This window comes from Massilia sp. CFBP 13721, assembly GCF_014842025.1.
Lineage (GTDB): Bacteria > Pseudomonadota > Gammaproteobacteria > Burkholderiales > Burkholderiaceae_D > Telluria.
Window position 1 is genome coordinate 167,726 of the sequence record NZ_JACYUY010000010.1, and the last position, 22,799, is coordinate 190,524.

Annotated in this window: 19 protein-coding genes; 3 read left to right on the forward strand and 16 right to left on the reverse strand. The window is 66.7% G+C overall.

Features of this window, described 5'->3' with window-relative positions; all coding sequences use genetic code 11:
• Nucleotides 1-53 precede the first annotated feature (53 nt).
• Nucleotides 54-1,682, forward strand: a complete 1,629-nt coding sequence (locus IFT60_RS12015) for a Na+/H+ antiporter (protein WP_192052207.1) — start codon at nucleotides 54-56, stop codon at nucleotides 1,680-1,682.
• Here IFT60_RS12015 and IFT60_RS12020 read toward each other — a convergent pair.
• Nucleotides 1,679-3,595: a PAS domain-containing hybrid sensor histidine kinase/response regulator gene (locus tag IFT60_RS12020; protein WP_192052208.1), complete on the reverse strand. Its 1,917-nt coding sequence runs from the start codon at nucleotides 3,593-3,595 to the stop codon at nucleotides 1,679-1,681. The two genes, IFT60_RS12015 and IFT60_RS12020, sit on opposite strands and share 4 nt — an antisense overlap.
• Before the next feature lie 209 nt (nucleotides 3,596-3,804).
• Here IFT60_RS12020 and IFT60_RS12025 point away from each other — a divergent pair, with 209 nt between their 5' ends.
• Both IFT60_RS12025 and IFT60_RS12030 read left to right on the forward strand, forming a co-directional pair.
• Nucleotides 3,805-4,935 (forward strand): DNA topoisomerase IB, encoded by a 1,131-nt coding sequence (locus tag IFT60_RS12025; RefSeq protein ID WP_192052209.1) that lies wholly within the window; start codon nucleotides 3,805-3,807, stop codon nucleotides 4,933-4,935.
• A gap of 27 nt (nucleotides 4,936-4,962) precedes the next feature.
• Nucleotides 4,963-6,039 carry an L-dopachrome tautomerase-related protein gene (locus IFT60_RS12030; protein ID WP_192052210.1) on the forward strand — a complete coding sequence of 359 codons (1,077 nt, stop codon included), beginning with the start codon at nucleotides 4,963-4,965 and terminating at the stop codon, nucleotides 6,037-6,039.
• A 216-nt stretch (nucleotides 6,040-6,255) separates the two neighbouring features.
• On the opposite strand, the gene IFT60_RS12035 is transcribed toward IFT60_RS12030, so the two are convergent.
• The 15 genes from IFT60_RS12035 to IFT60_RS12105 all read right to left on the reverse strand — a co-directional run bounded on the left by IFT60_RS12035 (nucleotide 6,256) and on the right by IFT60_RS12105 (nucleotide 22,796).
• Entirely contained in the window at nucleotides 6,256-6,675 is a 420-nt protein-coding gene (locus IFT60_RS12035; RefSeq protein WP_192052211.1) for a DUF4019 domain-containing protein, read from the reverse strand.
• A 57-nt stretch (nucleotides 6,676-6,732) separates the two neighbouring features.
• On the reverse strand, nucleotides 6,733-7,926 hold the full coding sequence (gene pncB / locus IFT60_RS12040) for a nicotinate phosphoribosyltransferase (protein WP_192052212.1): 1,194 nt from the start codon (nucleotides 7,924-7,926) through the stop codon (nucleotides 6,733-6,735).
• An 18-nt stretch (nucleotides 7,927-7,944) separates the two neighbouring features.
• Entirely contained in the window at nucleotides 7,945-8,445 is a 501-nt protein-coding gene (locus tag IFT60_RS12045; RefSeq protein ID WP_192052213.1) for an SET domain-containing protein, read from the reverse strand.
• A gap of 242 nt (nucleotides 8,446-8,687) precedes the next feature.
• Complete coding sequence (locus IFT60_RS12050) at nucleotides 8,688-10,367, reverse strand: AMP-binding protein (RefSeq protein ID WP_192052214.1); 1,680 nt, start codon at nucleotides 10,365-10,367, stop codon at nucleotides 8,688-8,690.
• A gap of 128 nt (nucleotides 10,368-10,495) precedes the next feature.
• Nucleotides 10,496-11,020, reverse strand: coding sequence for a PEP-CTERM sorting domain-containing protein (locus IFT60_RS12055; protein ID WP_192052215.1), 525 nt, complete (start codon nucleotides 11,018-11,020; stop codon nucleotides 10,496-10,498).
• Between the two features lie 75 nt (nucleotides 11,021-11,095).
• Nucleotides 11,096-13,330, reverse strand: a complete 2,235-nt coding sequence (locus tag IFT60_RS12060) for a rhamnogalacturonan lyase family protein (RefSeq protein WP_192052216.1) — start codon at nucleotides 13,328-13,330, stop codon at nucleotides 11,096-11,098.
• A gap of 538 nt (nucleotides 13,331-13,868) precedes the next feature.
• The gene (locus IFT60_RS12065) at nucleotides 13,869-15,542 is read right to left on the reverse strand and encodes a 4Fe-4S binding protein (RefSeq protein ID WP_192052217.1); all 1,674 of its coding nucleotides are present in this window, start codon (nucleotides 15,540-15,542) and stop codon (nucleotides 13,869-13,871) included.
• Nucleotides 15,543-15,625: 83 nt separating this feature from the next.
• On the reverse strand, nucleotides 15,626-16,321 hold the full coding sequence (locus tag IFT60_RS12070) for a DUF3306 domain-containing protein (RefSeq protein ID WP_192052218.1): 696 nt from the start codon (nucleotides 16,319-16,321) through the stop codon (nucleotides 15,626-15,628).
• A gap of 8 nt (nucleotides 16,322-16,329) precedes the next feature.
• Nucleotides 16,330-16,770: a DUF3305 domain-containing protein gene (locus IFT60_RS12075; RefSeq protein WP_192052219.1), complete on the reverse strand. Its 441-nt coding sequence runs from the start codon at nucleotides 16,768-16,770 to the stop codon at nucleotides 16,330-16,332.
• A complete protein-coding gene (locus tag IFT60_RS12080; RefSeq protein WP_229510824.1) occupies nucleotides 16,767-17,465 on the reverse strand; it encodes a hypothetical protein in 699 nt (232 codons plus the stop codon). Before IFT60_RS12080 ends, IFT60_RS12075 begins: the two co-directional genes overlap by 4 nt.
• Nucleotides 17,462-17,929, reverse strand: coding sequence for a hypothetical protein (locus IFT60_RS12085; protein WP_192052220.1), 468 nt, complete (start codon nucleotides 17,927-17,929; stop codon nucleotides 17,462-17,464). Before IFT60_RS12085 ends, IFT60_RS12080 begins: the two co-directional genes overlap by 4 nt.
• A gap of 7 nt (nucleotides 17,930-17,936) precedes the next feature.
• Nucleotides 17,937-19,040, reverse strand: a complete 1,104-nt coding sequence (locus IFT60_RS12090) for a formate dehydrogenase subunit gamma (RefSeq protein WP_192052221.1) — start codon at nucleotides 19,038-19,040, stop codon at nucleotides 17,937-17,939.
• 9 nt (nucleotides 19,041-19,049) lie between these two features.
• Nucleotides 19,050-19,271: a hypothetical protein gene (locus IFT60_RS12095; protein WP_192052222.1), complete on the reverse strand. Its 222-nt coding sequence runs from the start codon at nucleotides 19,269-19,271 to the stop codon at nucleotides 19,050-19,052.
• A complete protein-coding gene (gene fdh3B, locus IFT60_RS12100; protein WP_192052223.1) occupies nucleotides 19,268-19,951 on the reverse strand; it encodes a formate dehydrogenase FDH3 subunit beta in 684 nt (227 codons plus the stop codon). Before fdh3B ends, IFT60_RS12095 begins: the two co-directional genes overlap by 4 nt.
• Nucleotides 19,952-19,976: 25 nt before the next feature.
• Nucleotides 19,977-22,796 carry a formate dehydrogenase subunit alpha gene (locus IFT60_RS12105; protein WP_192052224.1) on the reverse strand — a complete coding sequence of 940 codons (2,820 nt, stop codon included), beginning with the start codon at nucleotides 22,794-22,796 and terminating at the stop codon, nucleotides 19,977-19,979.
• Between the last annotated feature and the right edge of the window lie 3 nt (nucleotides 22,797-22,799).

A 22,799-nucleotide genomic window follows, 5' to 3' on the forward strand; every position in this document is an offset into this window, starting at 1 on the left:
CGCCACGTATCACCGGTGGGCACAAGTGCCCACCCTACCATGAGGGAGCATGAATGGAATCGGTAGGCGTAGTACTTGCAATGCTGCTGGCGGTGATCGGCAGCGGTTACCTGGTGCGGATGCTGCCGTTCGCGGTGCCGCTGCCGCTGGTGCAGATCGCGTTGGGGGCGGTGATCGCCGGGGTGTTCGGCCACGGCGTCACCCTCGACCCGGAAATCTTCTTCCTGCTGTTCCTGCCGCCGCTGCTGTTCCTCGACGGCTGGCGCATCCCGAAAGTGGGCCTGTTCCGCGACAAAGGCACCATCCTCGAACTGGCGCTCGGCCTGGTCGTGTTCACCGTGCTTGGAGCCGGCTTCCTGATCCACTGGCTGGTGCCGACCATGCCGCTCGCCGTCGCATTTGCGCTGGCCGCGATCGTGGCGCCGACCGATCCGGTGGCGGTCGGCTCGATCGCCGCGCGGGTGCCGATTCCGCACCGCCTGATGCACATCCTCGAGGGCGAGTCGCTGCTGAACGACGCCACGGGCCTGGTCTGCTTCCGCTTCGCGGTGGCCGCCGCCATGACCGGCATGTTTTCGCTGGCGGACGCTTCGCTCACCTTCCTGTGGGTAGCGCTGGGCGGCATCGCCTGCGGCGTGGCGATCACGGTCTCGGTCGCCTTTGTCCAGCGCGTGGCCGGCCAGCGCCTGGGCGAGGAACCCGGCTCGCCGATCCTGGTCAACCTCTTGATTCCGTTCGGCGCCTATCTCGCCGCCGAACACCTGCACGCTTCCGGCATCCTGGCCGCGGTGGCCGCCGGCGTCACCATGAGCTATGTCGAATTGTCCGGGCGCGCCCTGGCCACCACGCGCGTGCGCCGCGCCGTAGTCTGGGACACGGTGCAGTTCTCGCTCAACGGCGTGATGTTCGTGCTGCTGGGCGAGCAGTTGCCCGACATCGTGCGCCGCGCCATGCACGACGCCCGCCTGGATGAGCACATGACCGAATGGTCGCTGCTCGGCACCGCGCTCCTCATCAGCCTGGCGCTGATCGTGCTGCGCCTGGTCTGGGTATGGGTCTCGCTGCGCCTGACCATCCTCAAGGCACGGCGCCACGGCCGCCAGGTCTACACGCCCAACTTCCGCCTGGTGATCGCCACCTCGCTGGCCGGGGTGCGCGGCGCGATCACGCTGGCCGGCGTGCTGACGCTGCCGCTGGCCCTGCCGAACGGCGCTCCCTTCCCCGGGCGCGACCTCGCCATCTTCTATGCCAGCGCGGTGATCATCGTCTCGCTGCTGGTGGCCAGCATCGGCCTGCCGCGCGTGCTGCGCGGGCTGGAAGTGCCGGAGGAATCGAGCGAAACGGCGCAGGAAGACCGCGCCCGCCACGACGCCGCGATGGCCGCCATGGCCGCCATCGAGAAAGCGGCGACCGCCCACCTCGACAGGGAGCACGACGCCGACGTCCATGCCAGCGCGGTCGACCACGTGCGCGGCGTCTACGAGCACCGGCTCGGCGGCGCCGGCCTGTACGACCCGTCGCGGGTGCGGGTGGCCGAACAGGCCGAGCGCGAATACCGCCTGGCCGCCCTCAAGGCCGAGCGCGAGGCGATCCTGGCGCTGGTGCACGCACGCGCGCTGTCGGACGAGATCGCGCGCCGGCTGCTGCGCGAGATCGACCTGGTCGAAGCGCGCTACGGTTAGCGAATCTGGGCAAGGATAGCGGCCAGCACGTCCAGGTCGACCGGCTTGACCAGGTGATGGTCGAAGCCGGCCGCCAGCGTCACCTGGCGGTCGCTGTCCTGGCCGTAGCCGGTGACGGCGATCAGGGTCGCGCCCGCCGTCTCGGGCTGGGCGCGCAGGCGCCGCGCCAGCTCGTTGCCGTCGATCTCGGGCAGGCCGATATCGAGCAGGAACACCTGTGGCCGCTCGCTCCGCCCGCGCGCCAGGGCCTGCAGCGGTGCGTGCTCGACCTGCACCTGGTGCCCCAGGGTCTCGAGCACCATCGCCAGCATCGCGGCGGCGTCGACGTTGTCGTCGACGACCATGACGCGCAGCGCATTCGCGCTCGCGGCAAGGCCGAGGCTGCTCGCATGGCCGGGGTGGCCGCTCTGCTGTTCCGACGCGCACGGCAGGCGCACCGTAAAGCGGCTGCCCTTGCCGATGCCGGCGCTGGCGCAGCCGACCGATCCGTGGTGCAGCTCGACCAGGCTTTTCACCAGCGCCAGTCCCAGCCCCAGTCCGCCCGAGGCGCGGTCGGAGCTGCGCCGCGCCTGCGCGAACAGTTCAAAAGCGCGCTCCGTCAGTTCGCGCTCCATGCCGATGCCGTCGTCGGCGACCTCGATCGCCACCTCGCCATCGTGCACCTCGACGGCGAGCGCGATGTTGCCGCCCTCCGGCGTGTACTTGGCGGCGTTGTTGAGGAGGTTGGCGACCACCTGCACCAGGCGCTTCTCGTCGCCCATGACGGTCACGCACCCCGGCGGCAGCCGCAGCGCCAGCCGGTGGCGGCGCGCTTCGATCAGGGGCGTGGCCTGTTCCACCGCATTGGTCGCGATGTGGCGGATGTCGAGCGCCGCCTCGTCCAGTTCGATCAGGCCGCGCGAGACACGCGAGACGTCGAGCAGGTCGTCGATCAGGCCCGTCATGTGGCGGATCTGGCGGCTGATGATCCGGCTGCTGTATTGCACGCGCTGTGCGTCCAGCGTAGCCGTCTGCAGCAGTTGCGCCGCCGCGCCGATCGGCGCCAGCGGGTTTCTCAGTTCGTGCGCCAGCATGGCCAGGAACTCGTCCTTGCGCCGGCTGGCCTCGAGCAGCTTTTCCTCGGCCCGTTTGCGGTCGGTGATGTCGCTGGCGGCGCCGATCCACTCGTAGATCTCGCCGCGCGCATCGAGCATCGGCACCGCCCGCGAATACGCCCAGCCATAGCTGCCGTCGAGGCGGCGCACGCGGTGCTCGGCCTCGAACGGCGCCCTGGCACGGATCGCCGCTTCGATCGCCTGCCTGACCAGCGCGTGGTCCTGCGGCGGAATGTAGGCATCGATCCAGAGGGGACGCGCATCCAGCGTGTCCTGCACGAAGCCGCGTCCTTCGAGCTGGTGCAGCTCGGTCCAGTCCGGGTTCATCCGGTAGACCACTTCGGCGCTGGCGCTGACCAGGGCGCGGAAGCGCTTTTCGCTTTCGCTGCGGGCGGCCTCGGCGCGGATCATCGCGGTGACGTCGCTGGTGCTGTGCGAGATGCACACCAGCTGCCCGCTCGCGTCGAAGATCGGCGTGCTGACGGCGTTCCAGAAACGCTCCTCGAAACGCACTTCGCCCGACGGCAGCTCGACCCGGATCGGGTAGCGGATGCCGGGCATGGTATCGACCTGCCCGGTGGCCAGCACGCGCGCCAGCGACTGGCGCAGGTCGTCTTCGCCGGTGTCGTTCGGGTCGTCCGCATTGCGCGGAAAGGCGACGAACAGGCTGACCCCGAGCAGATCTTCGCGGCGCCGTCCGGACGCGCGCAGGAAGGCGTCGTTGACCGCCAGGATGAACGCCTCGGGCGTCGGCGACAACAGGTAGTGCCCTGTCGGCGAAGCGTTGAACACGGCTTCGTAGAGCGATGCTGGAACCATCGTAAAGACGTGCGCCAAAAAAAGTAAGTGGACGTTGGAACAAGACTGCGTGGAGGATCTTATCCGATTCCCGCTCGGCCGTGAACGTAAGATTCATGCCGGCCGCATGACACACATGCCTGCGTTAGCTCCCGAACGGTGCGCGGCGGCAGGAAGCGTAAGATCGGCCGGGCATGTTCCACTTTCGAATCCTCGCCATGAGCCCTGCCATGACCCTCGACGCCCAGACGCAGCAAGACCCCGCACCGCTCAGCGATCCACCCGCCGCCGCCAGGGCGGCCGGCCTGCGCTACGTCCACGACGACCGCCCCGGCATCCGCCGCCAGTCGGCCAAAGAAAGGGCGAAAGAAGGGTTTACCTACTTTTCCGCCAAGGGCGAAGTCATCGAGGACGACGCCACCCTGAAGCGCATCCGCGCGCTCGCGATTCCGCCGGCCTGGCAGGACGTCTGGATCTGTCCGCAGGCGAACGGCCACCTGCAGGCCACCGGGCGCGACGCGCGCGGGCGCAAGCAGTACCGCTACCACCCCAAATGGCGCAGCGTGCGCGACGAAGTCAAGTACGAACGGATGATCAACTTCGGCAAGGCCCTGCCCGCCATCCGCGCGGAAGTCGACCGCGCCCTGAAACTGCCCGGACTGCCGCGCGAGAAGATGCTGGCGACCATCGTCTACCTGCTGGAAGCGACCATGATGCGGGTCGGGAACGAGGAATATGCGCGCACCAACAAATCCTTCGGGCTGACCACGCTGCGCAACCGCCACGTGAAGGTCGACGGCAGCGACGTGCAGTTTTCGTTCCGCGGCAAGAGCGGCGTGTACCACAAGATCAAGGTGCACGACCGGCGCCTGGCGCGCATCATCCGCAGCACGCGCGACCTGCCGGGCCAGGAACTGTTCCAGTACGTGGGCGAGGATGGCGAGACGCACAGCATCGATTCCAGCGACGTCAACGACTACCTGCGTTCGATCACCGGCGAAGAGTACACGGCCAAGGATTTCCGTACCTGGTCGGGCACCGTGCTGGCTGCGCTCGCCCTGCAGGAATTCGAGAAGTTCGACTCCGAAACGCAAGCCAAGAAAAACGTCGTGCGCGCGATCGAATCGGTCGCGCAAAAACTCGGCAACACGCCTTCGGTCTGCCGCAAGTGCTACGTGCACCCGGCCGTGCTCGACGCCTACATGGAAGGTGCCGTCATCGAGGCCCTGCGCGAACGCACCGAGCAGCAGCTGATCGACGACCTGCACGCCTTGCAGCCCGAGGAAGCGGCGGTGCTGGCGATGCTGCAGCAGCGTTTGCAGCATGACGCCGACGCGGCCGCCGAAAAGAAAGCAGCCTGACTCCACCCTACTTTGCAAAGGAATTCCATGACCGACCAGAACACATTCGACCTGCAAAAAGGCGGCGCCGCCCTCGAACTCGTGGCCCGCTTCGAGCACCAGGTGACCGGCGTCACCGTCTCCGAGGACAACCGCATTTTTGTGAACTTCCCGCGCTGGACCGAGGACACGGCGGTGTCGGTGGCCGAGTTGCTGGCGGGCGGCGAGCTCAAACCGTATCCGGACGAGGAATGGAACAGCTGGCGCAACGCGCGCAAGGACGAGGTCTCGCCCGAGGACCATTGGGTGTGCGTGCAAAGCGTCGTCGCCGACGGCCGCGGCAGCCTGTGGGTGCTCGACCCGGCCGCGCCGGCGCAGAGCCACGTCGTCGACGGCGGGCCGAAGCTGGTACGCATCGACCTCGCCACGAACAAGGTCGCCCAGACCATCGCCTTCGGCGAAGACGCGGCGCCGCAGGGCTCCTACCTGAACGACGTGCGTTTCTCGAACGATGGCGGCTATGCCTACCTCACCGATTCCGGCGTCAAGGGTGCGCTGCTGGTGGTGGAGCTCGCGAGCGGCAAGGCCAAGCGCGTGCTCGATGGCGACGCATCGACGCAAATGAAAAAGGGGCTCGACGTGAAAGCCGACGGCGAAGTGCTGCGCCGTCCCGACGGGCGCGGCGTCGAGTTCTCGGCCGACGGCATCGAACTGTCCGGCGACGGCACCTACCTGTACTGGCAGGCGATCAAGGGCGACACCCTGTACCGCATCGCGACCGACGCGTTGCGCCAGGGCGGCGACGACCTGTCGGGCAAGGTCGAACCATTCGGCCTGAACGGCGTCAACGACGGCCTCCTGATCCCGCGCGGGACCAACCGCATGCTGCTGACCAGCGTCGAACACGACGCCATCCGCATGCGCGACCTCGACCAGGGCGCCGATGCACCGATCGACACGCTGGTGCACGACGAGCGCCTGCGCTGGCCCGACACCTTCAGCCAGGGGCCGGACGGCACCGTCTACGTGACCAGCTCGCACATCCAGGACTCGGCCTTCTTCGAACCGGATGCGCCGCCGGCGCTGCCGACCGAGTTGTGGAAGCTGGTGGCCAAAAACGCCTGAGCGCAACGCTGGCGTCAAGGTAATGTAGGGTGGACTCCCTGAGTCCACGCGTTACGGGTGTCTCCTTGCACCCGATGCCGTGACATGCCGTCCCACGTAGCGGAATATCACCGCCACCGAGCGTGGAGACGCACGTACGCGTGGACTCGGGAGTCCACCCTACGGCACATCGGCCGAGAAATGGAAAGCGTCAGCGGCGAGTCAAGCCGGCTACTGCTACTTGATGTAATACCCCGACACCTTCCAGCTTCCATCGGGCTGGCGCATCGGCGTCACCGTCTCGACCGCGCCGGCGCGGTTGGCGAAATCGGTGGTGTACTGCATGACGACGTATTCGCCGGCAGGTACACCGGGCATCGCGCGCGTGTAGACGCTTGAAACCAGCTTGCGCGCGCTGAAGGCGCCGAAGGGCGCGCGGGCCTGGGCGCCTGCATTGGCCCAGGCTTCGCGCGGCACCGCCGCCTGCATGGCCGGTGCGGCCTCGTCCCAGGCCTCGGCCGTCTTGCCGGCGTCCATGGCTGCCAGCCAGCGGTCCGCGGCCTCCTTCGCGGCGGCGACGTTCGCATCTTCCTGCGCGTGCAGGGTCGGGGCGACAAGGCTGGCGACGGCCAGCACAACAGCGGCAATGGCTTTCAAGACGATCTCCTGTTCAGGGACTTCGCAACCGACGGCAAGCGGCCGCCGCGCATGACATCACACCGGGTCGGCCACTCCGAACACCTGGCGCAGGTAAGCCAGGAAAGTCTCGTCGGTGCACATCGACTTGCCCGGCGTGTCCGACAGTTTCGCCACCGGCTGGTTATTGCAGCGGGTCAGCTTCATGACGATGTTCAGCGCCTTGTAGGGCGTGTCGTTGGTGAGCTGGGTGCCGATGCCGAAACCGGTCTGGGTGCGGTCGGCGAAGTGGCGGTACAGGTTCAGCGCCTTCGGCACCGTCAGCGCGTCGGAAAACACGAGGCGCTTGGTACGCGCGTCGATGCGCAGCTTGGCGTAGTGCGCCAGCGCCTTTTCGCCCCATTCGGTCGGGTCGCCCGAATCGTGGCGCAGGCCGTCGAACAGCTTGGCGAAATACAGGTCGAAGTCGGCCAGGAAGGCATCCATGCCGACCACGTCGGTCAGGGCGGTGCCGAGGTCGCCGCGGTATTCCTGCACCCAGTCCTCGAGCGCCGCCTTTTGAAAGTCGCGCAGGCGCACCGGGAAGGCCTGGAAGGCTTGCAGGTATTCGTGCGCCATGGTCCCGATCGGCACCAGGTTGTACTTGCGCGCCAGGTGCACGTTCGAGGTGCCCTTGAAGAACTGCGGCAGTTCGCGCGCCAGGGTCGAGACGACTTCGTCGTGCCACTCGCCCGAGAAGCGGCGGCGTACGCCGAAGTCGAAGAATTCGAAGGGGTTGGCGCGTTTCGGCTCCTGGTCGAAGGCGCGGAACTGCTCGATCTTCAGCGCCAGGCGCTGGCGTGCTTCGTCGATCGCCGTCTTCTGGTCGAAGCGGCGGAAATACAGTTCGTTGACGATGTAGAGCACATAGATCTCGAAGCCCATCACGTGCACCACCGGACCACAAGCGCGGATGCGCAGGTGCGGGCCGTCGGTCTCCACCGTGATGAACTTGCGCTGGAAGCGGAACACGGTCAGGAAGTCGGCGAAGTCGCTCTTGATGAAGCGCAGGCCGCGCAGGTAGGCGATCTCTTCCTCGGTAAACAGCATCTCGCACAGGTGGTCGAGTTCGCGCTCGACTTCTTCCTTGAGCTCGGCCAGCGGGTACTCCGGCTGGTTACGGCACAGGAATTCGTACTCGCCGTGGGCGTTCGGATGACGGTGCAGCAGTGCCTGCCACATCGTGAATTTGTAGAGGTCGGTCTCCAACAGGCTGCGGACAATGGGCTTCATAAATGCTTTCGTGCGGCGTCAGGCCGGTTTCTTCTTCTGGCGTTTTTTCGGGGCCAGCATGGTTCCGCTGCAGCCTGGCGTGCCGCAGCGGCAGGCGAACAGTTTTTTCAGTGCCGGCGTATGGCGTTCGTCGTAGATCAGGGCGTAATTGTAGTTCAGCTCCTTCCCGGCTTCGATCGGGTGCAGCGCGTGGATGTAGACGCGGCCGTCTTCCTCGTAGGCTTCGCAGTTGGGCGAACAGGCGTGGTTGATCCAGCGCGCTTCGTTGCCGCGCCGGCCGCCGTCGATGACGCGGCCGTCGTGCAGGCTGAAGTAAAAGGTGTGGTTGATCGGGCCGCCGGCGTCGATCGCGCGCTGGGTGGCGTCGTCCCAGCTGATGCGCTCGCCCCGGTATTCGATGATGCGTTCGCCGGCATCGATGTGGCGGCGGGCGAAGACGCCGTTGCCGTGGACAGGGGACTTCTTCACTTCATAGGCCGGATCGGCCTTGGCTGCGGCGTTCTTGGGTGTGGTGGGCATGGTGGCTCGGTTGGCATGACAGGTGCGCGATGCGCAATCAACATCATTACCATTATGGTACGTTTCCGGCGCCTGTGCAGCACATGAGTTGCCTGCGGCGAAAAAAAGAAGAGGCGCACGTGCGCCGGACACGGGAAACGTGATGGTCGGCGATAACGGCGGTGCACCGTAGGGCGGGCATGCCCGCCGTTCCGGCGTGTGCACACCTTATATCAACAACGCGCCCCAGCCACCGGAAAAATTCAACCGCCCAAATCTTCCTCGCGGAATTCGACGCCCGTGCCCGGCGCCGTATCCCGCACCGCTTCCTGCTTGCGCAACTCCACGCGCCGGATCTTGCCCGAAATCGTCTTCGGCAATTCGCGGAACTCGATGCGGCGGATGCGCTTGTACGGCGCCAGCCGTTCGCGTGCAAAGGCGAAGATCTCGCGCGCCAGTTCGCGGCTGGGTTCGACGCCCTGGCGCAGGGTGATGAAGGCTTTCGGCACCGACAGGCGCAAGGCATCCGGGCTGGGCACGATCGCCGCTTCCAGCACCATCTCGTGCTCGACCAGCACGCTCTCCAGCTCGAACGGGCTGATGCGGTAGTCGCTCGACTTGAAGACGTCGTCGTTGCGGCCGACATAAAAATAATAGCCATCGGCGTCGATGTGGGCGGTGTCGCCGGTGTGATAAAAGCCGGCGCGCATCACGCCGGCCGTCTTGGCCTCGTCGCCTTCGTAGGCCAGCATCAGGCCCAGGGGCGCGGGATCGAGCTTCACCGAGATCTCGCCTTCCTGCGCCGGCGCGTCGTCGATGTCGAGCAGCGCGATCGCATACCCCGGCAGTGGACGGCCCATGGAACCAGGCTTGACCAGCTGGCCGGGCGGGTTGCCGATCTGCGCGGTGGTCTCGGACTGGCCGAAGCCGTCGCGGATGCGGATGCCCCAGGCGCGCTCGACCTGTTCGATGACTTCCGGATTGAGCGGCTCGCCCGCCCCCACCAGTTCGCGCAGCGGCGGCTGCCATTGGGCCAGGTCTTCCTTGATCAGCATGCGCCAGACGGTCGGCGGCGCGCACAGCGAGGTCACGCCGCAGCGCTGCACGGTTGCCAGCGCCGCTTTCGCGCTGAAGCGTTCGTAGTTGTAGACGAACACGGTGGCGCCCGCATTCCACGGCGCGAAGAAGCAGCTCCAGGCGTGCTTGGCCCAGCCGGGCGAACTGATGTTCCAGTGGACATCGCCCTTTTGCAGGCCGATCCAGTACATGGTCGACAGGTGCCCGACCGGATAGCTTTGCTGGCTGTGCAGCACCAGCTTCGGTTGCGCGGTGGTGCCGGAGGTGAAGTACAGCAGCAGCGGGTCGCTGGCGCGGGTTTCGCCCTTCGGCGTGAACACGCTCAGCACGCGCCGGCAATCGTCGAAGTCATGCCAGCCGTCGATGCTGCCGCCGACCGCGATGCGGGTGTAGTTGCCGCTCACGCCCTCGAACTTGTGGGCGTCGGACACCTGCACGATGACGTGGCGCACGCGGCCGCGTTCCATGCGGTCCTGCAGGTCGGCGGTCGAGACCAGCATCGTGGTCGGCACCAGCACCGCGCCGAGCTTGATCCCGGCCAGCATGATTTCCCACAGCTCGACCCGGTTCGGCAGCATCAGCAGCACGCGGTCGCCGCGTTCGACGCCGCATTGCTGCAGGTATTGCGCGACCTGGTTCGAGCGCGCCGCCATGTCGGCGAACGAAATCTTCTGTTCGCGCCCATCTTCCTCGACTACCCACAACGCGGGCGCGTGGTTGTCCCTGGCCTCCTGGTCGAAGAAATCGAGCGCCCAGTTGAAGGTGTCGAGTTTCGGCGCCCGGTAGTCGCGGTAGGCAGTCTCGTAGTCGGTACGGTGCTGTTGCAGGAAGTCGCGGGCCTGCACGAAACGCTGGTAAGGGGTCATGCTGTCTCCTGTGCGCGATGGCGTGCGCCGGTGCGGCGCCGCCCGTTGTCTGTTTGCGCACATTGTGCCACGGCTTGGCAAAGATAAGGCAGCCCTGCACGGAACACGGCTGCCTGCCGCCGCTAGCCTTACCGTGCCCTCGTGCGGCGCCGCGCCAGCATGCCCGCCATGCCCGAGAACAGCAGCAAGGCCGTGGCCGGTTCCGGCACCTCCACCGCATTCGCCTGGGCGATGCGGAAGGAAACCAGCGGCGAATCGTCGATGTAGTTCGCCATGTCGCTCCAGTCGTAGAGACCGTTGAGACCGGTCGTGTCCAGGCCCAGGGTGTCGCCCAGGTCGACCAGCGTCAGGTAGAAGCCGGCATCGTGGCCGGCAGGGTCCGCCGGGTTGGTGTTGCTGAGGAAAACCCAGGGCGCGGATTCGCCCTCTTCCTGTTGCCACACCTGGTCGATGATGGTCGTGCGGACCGTATCGACCAGCGTGCCGTCGACCGCCGTGACCAGGTTAGGCGCGCTGCTGTCGTAATAGAACTGGCCAGTGAAGCGGCCGTCGCGCCAGGTGGCGTCGAAGTCGTACAACCCGACCGGCGCGGCCGATACCGCCTGCGACAGCAGGCACAGTCCCGCCGCGCACAGCATGAAGAATTTTTTCATTTGAATACCTTTTTTGATGTAAAGAAGCCGATATCGGCAAAAGCGGGCCGCAGCCGGCCGATGCCGCGAGCGTGCTTAGGGAACGATCAGCTCATCGATGTTGCCCAGGCCCTGGCCGGTCGATTCGAAGCGCAGCGTGTTGTTCTGCCCCGCCACCAGGTTGACGCTGGCCGTCATCGTGGTCCAGTTGGTCCAGCTGCCGGCCGGGCGGAAGGTAAGGCTCTGGGCAACGCCGTTGACGCGCAGGATGCCGGTGCGCGGGGTCGGGCCGCCGTTGGCGTAGCGGATCGTGATGGTCTTGGCGCCGCCGTTGCCGCCGTTGATGCGCGTGAATGCCGCGACACCGCCACTGGTCGGGAAATTCAGGAAGCCCATGTGGCGGTAGCCGGCGCGGTCGGTGCGCACCGCCGTGCCGCCGCCGACGATGGCGTTCTCGCCCTGCACCGTGCCGCTGCCGTCGTACGGAACGTGCACCGGCGGCTGCTCGAAGGAGGTCGCCCCTTCGCCGAGGTAGAAGCTGGGGTGCGGCGGCTGGTTGTAACCGGCGTTCTGGGCAGCCACCTGCGTGCGGTACTGGGGATTCTGCATCAGGGTGGTGATCCGGTTGGTGGTCGGGATAGTGGTGCTGAAGACCATCAGCTCGGTATTCGCGTTGTTGCGCCAGATGATCTCTTCGCGCCAGTCGCCGAACAGGTCGGCGGTCAGGACCGGGGTTGCCTTGGTGCTGTTGTTCGACGCGGCGCCCAGCGGCGTGGCGTCGAGCAGCGCCGGCAAGGTGCCGGTGGCCGGATTCCACTTGTTGACCGAGGTGTTGCCCATCGGTTCGCGCAGCAGGTCGCCATCCCACCAGGTCCCGAAGTTCATCGAACTCGGCGCGGTCGCGCGGATCTGGACGCCGGTGGCGCTGCGCAGGCCGCCCCGGCTGGCCCAGCACTCCTCGCCCACATAGGCCGGATCGATGTCGAAGCACACCCCGCGCCCGACGTCGGCGTTGGAGCCGCTCGCGCCCCAGATCAGCGCACCGGTGGCCGCGTCGTGCATGCCGGAGCCGCTGGCGCCATAGGTCGCCGGGCTCTCGTGCACCATGTACACCTGCTGGCCGGGACGGTTGGGGTCGAATTTACCGAAATGCAGGGCGTCGCCGTGCCCGAGGCCGGTGGTGTAGAGGAGCTGGCCATAGCTGTCGATGGTGGCGGCGCCGTAGACGATGTCGTCCTTGCCGTCGCCGTTCGCGTCGCCGGTGGCGAACCAGTGCGCGCCCTGCCCCACCGCCGCGGCGCCGGACACGTTGGTATCGAACACCCAGCGGCTGGTCAGCGCGCCGTCGCGCCAGTCCCAGGCGGCCACGACCGCGCGCGTGTAATAGCCGCGCGAGAAGATGGCGCTGGGGCGGTTGCCGTCCAGGTTGGCCACGCCGCCGAGGAAGCGGTCGACCCGGTTGCCGTAATTGTCGCCCCAGGAGGTGACGGTGCCGCGCGCCGGCAGGTAGTTCACGGTCTTCATGGCCGCGCCGGTCTGGCCATTGAAGACGGTCAGGTATTCCGGGCCGCTGAGGATGTAGCCGGCGCTGTTGCGATGGTCCGCGCTCGCCGAGCCGATGACCACGCCCTGCCCGTCGACCGTGGCGTCGGCCGTTTTGGCCATGACTTCGGCCTGGCCGTCGCCGTCGAAATCGTAGGCCAGGAAGGTGGTGTAGTGGGCGCCGGCGCGGATGTTCCGGCCGAGATCGATGCGCCACATCCGGGTGCCGTCGAGCTTGTAGGCATCGAGGTAGGTGTTGCCGGTGTAACCGCTCTGGGAATTGTCTTTGGCATTGGTCGGCTGCCACTTGACGATGAGCTCGTAGCTGCCGTCGCCGTCGAGGTCGGCGGCCGAGCCGTCGTTCATCTCGTAGGTGTAGGCCTCGCCGGTCTTGGTGACGCCGGCCGGCGGCGCCGTCACCGGAATCGATTTGTAGGCGCCGGCCCAGGTCGCGCCGGCCTCGCCGCCGGGCTGCTCCACCCCGCCGACGATGGCGCGCACGGTGTAGCTGTCGGACGCGGTCCCGCTGCTGTCGGTGAAGTTGAGGGTCGCGAGCGGGCTTGCATTCAGCCTGGTCGCGCCGCGGTAGACGTTGAAGGTGGTGCCGGACGGGTCGCCGGCGAGCTGGCGCCAGCTGATGAAGACGCCCGACGGCGCCTTGATCGCAACCGCGCCGCGGTTCAGGTTTTCGACCTGCATGCCGGGCCCGGTGATCACGGCGTTCGCACTGCCGCTCATGGCCAGCAATGCGAGGAGGACGTATGGGGCTGTCGCTTTCTTGAGGATCATCTTGTCTCCGATTGAATGTAGTTTTAGTTAGCACCTGCGGATTACCGGACGATAGTAAGGGAGCCGCCGGGCCGCAAAATAGGCCGCACAAAACTTCTCATCGGGATGATTTTTTGACAAAGCGTGTGCGTCTCCGGCCTGTTCGTGCCGCAAAAAGACGCAACGAAAAAGGGGACCGTGTAGGTTAATGCCGTTCAGTTAAGCCTGAGCTAACTCTCTGCAGCGGTGAACTAGGCCACACAGGTTGAGTTTCGATAATCGTAGGGTGGACTCCGTCCACGGCCGTTTCATTGCACTCCTTCATGCCAGGGGAAGCCCGTACGTGCGCGCTCCGGGCTACGTAGCGCATCTCGATATGCATGAGAAGGGCCGTGGACGGAGTCCACCCTACGTATCGCGCCACTCGGCGTGCGCGACGGGCTTGGCATTAGCTCGAAGGCGTGGCAAACCGCTTAACTGAACGGCATTGGACCGCGTGGGTCCCCTTCAGAGATTGCAAACTAGAAAGGCAGCCAGCCGCGAACGGGCCGGCCAGGCTTCAGCGCGGCCGGCGCAGCGGCACGCTCAGTTCGCCCTCGGGCTGCATCATGTCGATCACGCGGCAGTCGCCGCACATTTTGAGGCGGTCGAGGTTGCCGGCAAAGGCACTGTGACCTGCAAGGCGCCCCAGCATGTTTTCCACCATGCGCAGGGTGCCGAAGGCCTTGTTGCAGCGAATACAGTGGAAGGGTTCGGTTTCGTTGAGCACGACCGTCTGCCTGCGCGTTTCGCCGAAGGCCATGCGCGGCACCAGCGTGATCGCGTTTTCCGGGCAGGTATTGGCGCACAGGCCACATTGCACGCAGTTCTGCTCGACGAAGCGCAGCTGCGGCGTGGTCGGGGTATCCATGATGGCCGAGGATGGACAGGCGCCGACACAGGCCATGCACAGGCTGCAGGATTGCTTGTCGACGGCGATCGCCCCGAACGGCGCACCCGCCGGCAGGGGCACGGCCTCGGGCTGCTGGCGCGCGTGTTTGAACAGATGGTCGAGCGCGTAGTCGAGCGTGTTGCGCTTGTCCTGGGCCAGGTTGAAGGTCGCACTCTGCGCCGGCGTTGCGCCGCGCGGCGCGTGCTGCAGGGCGACGGCCAGCTCTTGCGGGCTGGCCACGCGCAGCAGCTGGAAGTGCGGACCGGCGTAGCCGAGGCCGTCGAGCACGGCCTGGGCGATGCGCATCTGGGTATCGAGCGCCGCCGCGTACTGCGGCGCTTCGGCATCGGTGGTGAGCACCGTGATGCCGGCCGCGCCATAGCTGAGGGCCGCGAGCCAGACGTCGATGCCGGTCGACGCCGTGTGGTGCAGGCCGAGCGGGATCACGCGGCCCGGTACGCCAGTGGCGGGGTCATTGGCGACGGCATCGAGCAGCGGCGCGCCGTCGGCGCTGTGCAGCAGCAGCACCGGGTCCTGCCCGCCCGCTTCGAAATAGGCGCGCAGGGCCGCCTTGATGCGGCTGCCGGTATGGGCCGCCGACGGGTAGACGTAATTCATCGCCCCGGTCGGGCACACCGTGCTGCAGGCGCCGCAGCCGGCGCACAGGTAGGGATTGACCTTGACGCGGTCGCCGTCGCTGGAAATCGCCTTGGCCGAACAAATGTCGATGCATGCCGTGCAGCCTTTGAGCTGGTTGCGGCTGTGGGCGCACAGGCGTTCTTTATAGGCGAAATACTTGGGCTTGTCGAAGTCGCCGGTCATTTCCATGATCTCGGCGGCGGCCGCGCGCCGGTCGGCGTCTTCCACGCCGGGCGCGTAATAGCCGTGCGGATGCTGGTGCGTGGAAATCAGGGGACTCGGGCTGAGGTCGAGCACGAGGTCGAACTTGCCTTGCTGTACCGGCTGATTGGGCGCCTGCCAGCGCGCCTCGAAGGCGCCCAGCCAGCCGGCGACGGCCACGGTACGGGCAACGAACACGGGATACGGACGTGCGCCGATCTCGACGTTGTCGAGCAGCAGCAGCGTGACCGGCAAGGCGTTGGCCAGGTGGTCGGCCCAGGCCAGCGCCTGCAGCGAGCTGCCGACGACGAGGGTGCGGCCGGTGGAACGGTAGCTGACCGCGGCGCCCGGTTCGGGCGCGGCGATGCTGTCTTGAGCGAGGATGGCGGCGGTCTTGGCAAGGGCGTTGCGGCGTTCCTGCAGCGGATCGCCGGCCTGCCCTTCCAGAAATCGGATGTTCATGCGTAACTTTCAGTGGTGCGCTTGCGGAGTGCGCTTGAGTAATACAAATCGGGGCTGGCCTGGAATCCTGTGTGGAGTTCCTCTTATGGGCGAGCTTCTCCATTGTGCGCGCGCACGATTGTTAGCGCAATGGCATCATTACCGTGTGCGGCGGGAAGTGGCGCTTCGATGGCGCCGGACGCGCCTGCGGCCGGCGCACTGTCGTCCGGAGCGCCGGTGTCGGGTCCGGCGGCAATCTCTTCGTCGCCAACCGCATCAGCGGTGACGAGCGGCGCTTCCGCGGCTTCCGGTTCGGCCGGCAAGGCCGTGGGGTCGGGCGCGGCGGCGCGCGCATCGCCTGCGGCCAGCTGGGCCAGGTCTTCCTGGACCTGTTCGGGCCGGCGCAGCGCGCCGCGCGCCTGTTCCAGTCCGGCCAGCATCGCCGCCGTTACCGGCGTCGGCGCGTTGTAGTCGTCCATGTACATGTCGAGGCGGTCGGGCACGTTGAAGTGCGGGTCGGCGAACAGTTTTTTCAGGGCCAGGCGACGCACGTCCTGGGCGACGCCGGGGCTGACGAAGGCGGAAAAGTCGGAGTCCGCCGTCAGCCTGGCGGCGTCCAGCAGCGTCGGCATGGGCCGTTGCGGCGCAGCCTCGGCGGGAGCGCCGGCGACGCCGGCGGTTGGCACCGGCGCTGGCGGCGGTGCAGGCGCTATCGCTGCTTGCGGCGGCGCCTCGGCCACGGCCTCGGCGCCGCTTGCCTTGACGCGCGCCCAGCGGCGCAGGAATCCTTCTTCAGGCATGTGCTTCCTTACCCGTGCTGGCGGCCGCGGCGCGGCTTGGGCGTGAAGTGTTCGCGCAGGTAGCTGGCGACCCAGGCGTAGATTTCGGCCGGCATGGTGACGCCGTCGGCCGCTTCGCCCGAATCGAACATGCGCGTGCCCTCGACATAGCTGACCGAGGCGCGCGCCGGCATGGCGCGGCCCTCTTCCATGCGCCACAGCACGAAGATCTTCGATTCGGGCGCCATCACGTTTTCGTAATAGCCTTCGTTCTCGTCGGTATAAAGCTCGAGTTCCAGGCCCGAGACCAGGTAATAGTCGCGCTCGGGGCTTTCGCTCAGGATCTGCAGGCGCGGCAGGTTGCCGCGGTCCGGCACCACGCCGACGGCGGACCAGGCCTCGTCGGCCCAGCGGTGCTGCACGGCGCGCCGCTGCATGATCACCGCGATCGGCATGCTGGCCATCTTCATTGGTTCTTCATCTCTTTGGCATTGCCCTTGTCGACCGCCGGCGAAGCGCCCTTCGGCACCGACTGGGTCGGCACCTTCTTGACGTCCGCGCTCGGCGCCGCGGTGCCGTGCTTCTCGCTCTTGATCGGCACGTTGGCCGATTGCAGCGCCTGCGCGCTGCGCGGCGCGGCGCCGTTGCCCGGGGACGCGGCGGCCTGGCCGGCCGGGGTGCCGGTCAGCGTATTGGCCGACACGCCGGTGGCGCGCGGAGCGACGCCCGGCATCGGCGTGCCGGTGATGGCCACGCCGGTGGTCTGGACCGCCTGCGGCACTGCGCCTCCGGCTGGCGAGGTAGCGATCTGCGAACCGGTTGCCGATGGACCCGGCGCCGGGACGCCGGCTGCCGCCGCGCCCACCGCCGGCGAACCGGCCACGGGGCCGGCAGCTCCGGGCGCCGGCGCCGCCGCAATCGCCACCGGCGGATGCGTGGTCCAGCCTTTGCTGGCGGCGTTCGACCGCCAGCGCGTGCTGAGCGCATCCATCGACGCCGTCAACGCCTGCTTGTCCTTGGCCGCCTGGGCGTCGGAGGCAGCCTTTTTCGCCGCCGCGGCCTGCGCCTGCGCGGGCGTGGGCGCCGGCAAGGCAGCCCAGGCCAGGCTGGTGCCCGCGCACAGCGCCGCGGCCAGCGCGCTTGTCAATATCTGGTGACGCATCATTTATCTCCCGTCAGCGTGCCCGGTGCGGCCGCGGGTTTGCTGTCCTGGTTGGTCGCGGTGCCGGCCCCGACCGGCGTGACGCCGGCGGCGGGTGCGCTGTCCGGCAACTGGCCGCTGTCGCCCGGCGGCTTGTTGCCGGGCTGGGCGGCGCTGGCCGGGATGCTGGCGCCCGAGGTCGGCCCCTGTCCGGTTTCGGCCACGGCGCCGCCCAGCGCGGCGCCGCCGGTGTTGCCGCCGGCGCCGCCGGCGATGCCCGGGGTACCGCCGGCATAGGCGGCGTTGGTGGTCGGTTTCGGACTGCGCGCGATGACCTGTCCGCTGGTGAGCCCGCCGGAGGTGACCTGGCCCGGGAACCTGGTCTGGATCACGCCATCTTTGGCATCGGTATGGCCGCGGTCGCAGCCGGCCAGCGCAAGGGAGGCTGAGGCGGCGATCAGGCTCATCGCGAGTGTAGTTGCTTTCATATCGACCTCAATGTGCAGGACCTGGCGTGGGGCCAGGACGGGGCGCGACCGGCGGCGGCGCGTCCGGGCGCACGCCACCGCCTGGCGCGGCGCCCGATTTCACGTCTTCATACCAGAGCGCGTGGTGCGCCTTGGCCCAGTTTTCGTCGACGCTGCCTTCGCGCATCGCCTGGTAGGCGCCGGGCGAACCGTAGGTGCCGAGATAGATGTGACCCATCGCGCCCACCATGTACAGCGTGGCGCCGGCGATGTGCAGGTAGTTCGCCATCTGCAGCACGTAGCGGGTCTGGCCGAAGGTGACGAAATCGAGGATCAGGCCGGTGACCGACATCACCAGGCCGAGCATCACGACGCCGCCCCAGAACCAGGTCTTTTCGCCGGCATTGAAGAAGCCGGCCGGTACGTGCTTGTGCGACACCAGGCCCCCGCCCGCCTTGACCCATTGCCAGTCGATGCGGTTGAAGAAGTTGCGGCGCAGGAAGGTGAAGAACATCAGGATCGAGCATACGATGAACAGCGGCCCGACGACGTTGTGCACGTACTTGGAAATGATCGCGACCCACGAGAACACGGTATGGCCCATCCACGGCAGCATGATGTTCTTGCCGAACATGATGATGATGCCGGTGATCGACAGCGCGATGAAGGTGTAGGCCGTGGCCCAGTGCACGTTGCGCTCCCAGCCGTTGAAGCGGGTGATGCGGCGCCCGGTGGGCGACGGCTCGAGCGCAGGCGGGCGGAAGGCGCGGTAGAACACGAAGATCAGGAAAGGCACGACCAGCAGGATGGTGCCGGTAGCCAGGGCGATCGGGCCGTTGCGCAGGGTGCGCCAGGTATTGCCGCCGCGCTGGACGATGACGTTGGCCTCCTTGGTGCCGTACTGGCCGAGGTAGTGGCGGTCCATGTGGACCTTGCCCGAGGTCGCGTTGCCGAATCCCGTGTCGCGCACGCGCGAATCGCCTTCGACCTGCAGCATGGTCTGCTCTTCGGCATAGGCGGGAACGGCGTCCTTGTTCGGCACCCCCGCCCAGGCCGCGGGCAGCATGGAGGCCAGCAGCAGCGCCGCCATCAGCGCGACAATGAGGCGCACGGCATTGAGTTGAACTCGCATGGCTGGCTCCTAGGGATTGGCGCGGTTGTACTCGTTCTGCTGGTTGTTGCGATTGACGATCGCAGCATTCCAGGAGAGCTTGTCGTTATGGAACAGCGTCTGGTAGTGGCGCGGATCCTGCTTGCCCGCGTATTCCCCTTTCAGCCATTTCGGATGCTGTTCGACTTCGAGGCAGCCCGACAGGGCCAAGGCCAGCGGCAAGGCCGCGATGAGGCAGAGTCGTTTCTTCATGTCGGCAGGCTCCCCGGATCGTTCTGGCTGGCGCCAGGCTGCTGGTTCACGCGCGGCATGTCGCCGGTCGCCTTGCGCTGGCCGCCGCGCTTGTTCGGACCGTAGGCGATCTTCCAGCCCCACAGTTCAGGACCGTAGCCGCGCGTCTCGACGCGCTGGCGGTAGATGTCGGCGATCAGGTTGGCCTCGCCCCCCAGCAGCGCCTTGGTGCCGCACATCTCGGCGCAGGCCGGCAGCTTGCCCTCGGCGATGCGGTTGCGGCCGTACTTCTTGAATTCGGCGTCGGTGGTGTCCGGTTCCGGGCCGCCGGCGCAGAAGGTGCACTTGTCCATCTTGCCGCGGTGCGCGAACAGGCCCGTTTCCGGGAACTGCGGCGCACCGAACGGGCAGGCCAGACTGCAGTAGCCGCAGCCGATGCACTGGTCCTTGCTGTGCAGGACGATGCCGTCTTCGGTGTGGTAGATGCAGTTGGTCGGGCACACCGCCAGGCAGGGCGCGTCGGTGCAATGCATGCACGCGATCGACACCGAGCGTTCGCCCGGCACGCCGTCGTTGATGGTGACCACGCGGCGGCGGTTCACGCCCCACGGTGTTTCGTTTTCGTTCTTGCATGCGGTAACGCAGCCGTTGCAGTCGATGCAGCGCTCGGTATCGCAAATAAATTTCATCCTCGCGGACATGATTCTCTCCTGTTCCTAAGGTCGATCAGGCGCGCACGAGGCGGCACAGCGATACCTTGGTTTCCTGCATCATCGTCACGGCGTCGTAGCCATAGGTCCAGCCCGTGTTGATCGCTTCGCCGCGCACGGTCGGCGCGCCGTCTTCCGGATAGTGGCGCTCGAGATCCTCGCCCATCCACCAGCCGCCGAAGTGGAACGGCGCCCACACCATGCCGACCGGTACGCGTTCGGTGACCATCGCCATCATCTTCAGGCGCGCACCGGTCGGTGTCTCGATCCAGACGTAGTCGCCGATGCGGGTGCCGATCTGCAGCGCGTCGCTCGGATTGATCTCGACGAACATGTTTTGCTGCAGCTCGGCCAGCCACGGATTGGAGCGGGTTTCCTCGCCGCCGCCCTCGTATTCGACCAGGCGTCCCGAGGTCATGATCAGCGGGAAGTCCTTCGAGAAGTCCATGTCCTGCACCGATTTGTACAGCGTCGGCAGGCGCAGGAAATTGGCCTTGTCGTCGTAGGTCGGGTACTTGGCGACCAGGTCGCGCCGCGGCGACAGCAGCGGCTCGCGGTGGGTCGGGATCGGGTCCGGGAAGTTCCAGACGTTGGCGCGTGCCCGCGCATTGCCATAGGGCGCGCAGCCGTGGGCGATGACCACCCGGATGATGCCGCCCGACGGATCGGTCTTCCAGTTCTTGCCCTCGGCCATGGCTTGCTCCTGGGGCGTGAGCTCGGCCCACCAGCCCAGCTTTTTCAGGAACACGTGGTCGAATTCCGGGTAGCCGGTGTCGAGTTCGGAACCCTTGTTGGCCGAGCCGTCGGCCGCCAGCAGCGATTCGCCGTTGTGCTCGACGCCCCAGTTGGCGCGGAACGGCATGCCGCCTTCGGCCACCGTTTTGCTCAGGTCGTACAGGATCGGCGTGCCCGGGTGCTTCATTTCCGGCGTGCCCCAGCACGGCCACGGCAAGCCGTAGTAATCGCCCTTGCACGGACCGGACTCGGCGCGCAGCGTGGTCGGGTTGAAGGTGTGCTTGTTCTCCATGTGGAGTTTCAGGCGCTCGGGCGAGCAGCCGGTGTAGCCGATGGTCCAGCAGGAGCGATTGATCTCGCGCAGGATGTCCTCGATGACCGGCTCGTTCATGACGACCTTGATGTTCTTGCACAGTTCGTTATGGAAGCCGAACTTCTTGGCGAACAGGTACATGATCTCGTGGTCGGTCTTGCATTCGAACAGCGGCGCAATCACGCGCTCGCGCCACTGGATCGAGCGGTTCGAGGCGGTGCAGGAACCATGCGTTTCGAACTGGGACGCGGCAGGCAGCAGGTACACCCCATCGGTGCGGCCGTGCATCGCCGCCGTCATGCTCGGATACGGGTCGATCACGACCAGCATGTCGAGTTTCTGCATGGCCGCCTTCATGTCGGGCAGGCGGGTCTGGCTGTTCGGTGCGTGGCCCCAGTAGATGCAGGCCTTCAGGTTCGACGGCTGGTCGATGTACTCGTTCTGCTCGTTGACGGCATCGAACCAGCGCGACACCGTGATGCCGGGCTTTTCCATTAACTCCTTCGAGCCGAAGCGCGACAGGATCCAGTTGTAGTCGACACCCCAGGCATTCGCGAAGTGCTTCCACGAGCCTTCGGCCAGGCCGTAGTAGCCGGGCAGCGAGTCGCCATTCGGGCCGACGTCGGTCGCGCCCTGCACGTTGTCGTGGCCGCGGTAGATGTTGGCGCCGCCGCCGGGAATGCCGATATTGCCCAGTGCCAGCTGCAGGATCGACAGCGCGCGCACGTTGGCGGTGCCGACGTGGTGCTGGGTTATGCCCATGCACCAGACCACCGACGACGGCCGGTTCTTGGCCAGCATCTCGGCAGCCATGCGCACCGAGGATTCCGGCACGCCGGTGATGTCCGAGACCTTATCCGGGGTCCACTTCGCCACTTCCTTGCGCACGTCGTCCATGCCATAGGTACGGGCGGCGATGTATTCCTTGTCTTCCCAGCCGTTGTTGAAGATGTGCCAGAGGATGCCCCAGACCAGCGGGATGTCGGTGCCCGGCCGCACGCGCACATAGTGATGGGCGAAGCGCGCGGTGCGGGTGAAGCGCGGGTCGACCACGATCATCTTCGCGCCCAGCTCTTTCGCGTGCAGGAAGTGCAGCATCGAGATCGGATGCGCCTCGGCCGGATTGGAGCCGATGAACATCACGGCCTTGCTGTAGTGCAGGTCGTTGAACGAGTTCGTCATCGCGCCGTAGCCGAAGGTCTGGGCCACGCCGGCCACCGTGGTCGAGTGGCAGATGCGTGCCTGGTGGTCGCAGTTGTTCGAGCCCCAGAAGGACATGAACTTGCGCAGCAAATAAGCTTGTTCGTTGTTGTGCTTGGAGCTGCCGATCAGCATCAGCGAATCCGGGCCGGATTGCTGGCGCAGCTGCAGCAGCTTGTCGCCGATCTCGTTGATGGCCTGGTCCCAGGACATGCGCACGTACTTGCCGTTGACCAGTTTCATCGGGTAGCGCAGGCGGTGTTCGCCGAAGCCGTGCTCGCGCACCGAGGCGCCCTTGGCGCAGTGCGCGCCCATGTTGATGGGCGAATCGAAGGCCGCTTCCTGGCGTGTCCAGACGCCGTTCTGCACGATCGCGTTCACCGAGCAGCCGACCGAGCAGTGGCTGCAGACGGTGCGTTTCAGTTCGGTCTTGGCGGGTTCGGCCGCGGCTTGCTGCGCCTGCGCCGGTTCGATCACGTTCAAGGGCAGTTGGCGCGCCAGCGCGCCGGCACCGGCGGCGACGCCGGCGCCGACCAGGAACTTGCGCCGCTTTAATCCTTTGTCACCGGAACTTTTTACTAAAGACATGGT

Excerpts from the sequence above, each read along its gene's own strand:
- IFT60_RS12015 (WP_192052207.1), top strand. The coding sequence starts at position 54 with ATGGAATCGGTAGGCGTAGTACTTGCAATGCTGCTGGCGGTGATCGGC.
- IFT60_RS12020 (WP_192052208.1), bottom strand. The coding sequence starts at position 3,595 with ATGGTTCCAGCATCGCTCTACGAAGCCGTGTTCAACGCTTCGCCGACA.
- IFT60_RS12025 (WP_192052209.1), top strand. The coding sequence starts at position 3,805 with ATGACCCTCGACGCCCAGACGCAGCAAGACCCCGCACCGCTCAGCGAT.
- IFT60_RS12030 (WP_192052210.1), top strand. The coding sequence starts at position 4,963 with ATGACCGACCAGAACACATTCGACCTGCAAAAAGGCGGCGCCGCCCTC.
- pncB (WP_192052212.1), bottom strand. The coding sequence starts at position 7,926 with ATGAAGCCCATTGTCCGCAGCCTGTTGGAGACCGACCTCTACAAATTC.
- IFT60_RS12045 (WP_192052213.1), bottom strand. The coding sequence starts at position 8,445 with ATGCCCACCACACCCAAGAACGCCGCAGCCAAGGCCGATCCGGCCTAT.
- IFT60_RS12050 (WP_192052214.1), bottom strand. The coding sequence starts at position 10,367 with ATGACCCCTTACCAGCGTTTCGTGCAGGCCCGCGACTTCCTGCAACAG.
- IFT60_RS12055 (WP_192052215.1), bottom strand. The coding sequence starts at position 11,020 with ATGAAAAAATTCTTCATGCTGTGCGCGGCGGGACTGTGCCTGCTGTCG.
- IFT60_RS12060 (WP_192052216.1), bottom strand. The coding sequence starts at position 13,330 with ATGATCCTCAAGAAAGCGACAGCCCCATACGTCCTCCTCGCATTGCTG.
- IFT60_RS12065 (WP_192052217.1), bottom strand. The coding sequence starts at position 15,542 with ATGAACATCCGATTTCTGGAAGGGCAGGCCGGCGATCCGCTGCAGGAA.
- IFT60_RS12070 (WP_192052218.1), bottom strand. The coding sequence starts at position 16,321 with ATGCCTGAAGAAGGATTCCTGCGCCGCTGGGCGCGCGTCAAGGCAAGC.
- IFT60_RS12075 (WP_192052219.1), bottom strand. The coding sequence starts at position 16,770 with ATGAAGATGGCCAGCATGCCGATCGCGGTGATCATGCAGCGGCGCGCC.
- IFT60_RS12080 (WP_229510824.1), bottom strand. The coding sequence starts at position 17,465 with ATGATGCGTCACCAGATATTGACAAGCGCGCTGGCCGCGGCGCTGTGC.
- IFT60_RS12085 (WP_192052220.1), bottom strand. The coding sequence starts at position 17,929 with ATGAAAGCAACTACACTCGCGATGAGCCTGATCGCCGCCTCAGCCTCC.
- IFT60_RS12090 (WP_192052221.1), bottom strand. The coding sequence starts at position 19,040 with ATGCGAGTTCAACTCAATGCCGTGCGCCTCATTGTCGCGCTGATGGCG.
- IFT60_RS12095 (WP_192052222.1), bottom strand. The coding sequence starts at position 19,271 with ATGAAGAAACGACTCTGCCTCATCGCGGCCTTGCCGCTGGCCTTGGCC.
- fdh3B (WP_192052223.1), bottom strand. The coding sequence starts at position 19,951 with ATGTCCGCGAGGATGAAATTTATTTGCGATACCGAGCGCTGCATCGAC.
- IFT60_RS12105 (WP_192052224.1), bottom strand. The coding sequence starts at position 22,796 with ATGTCTTTAGTAAAAAGTTCCGGTGACAAAGGATTAAAGCGGCGCAAG.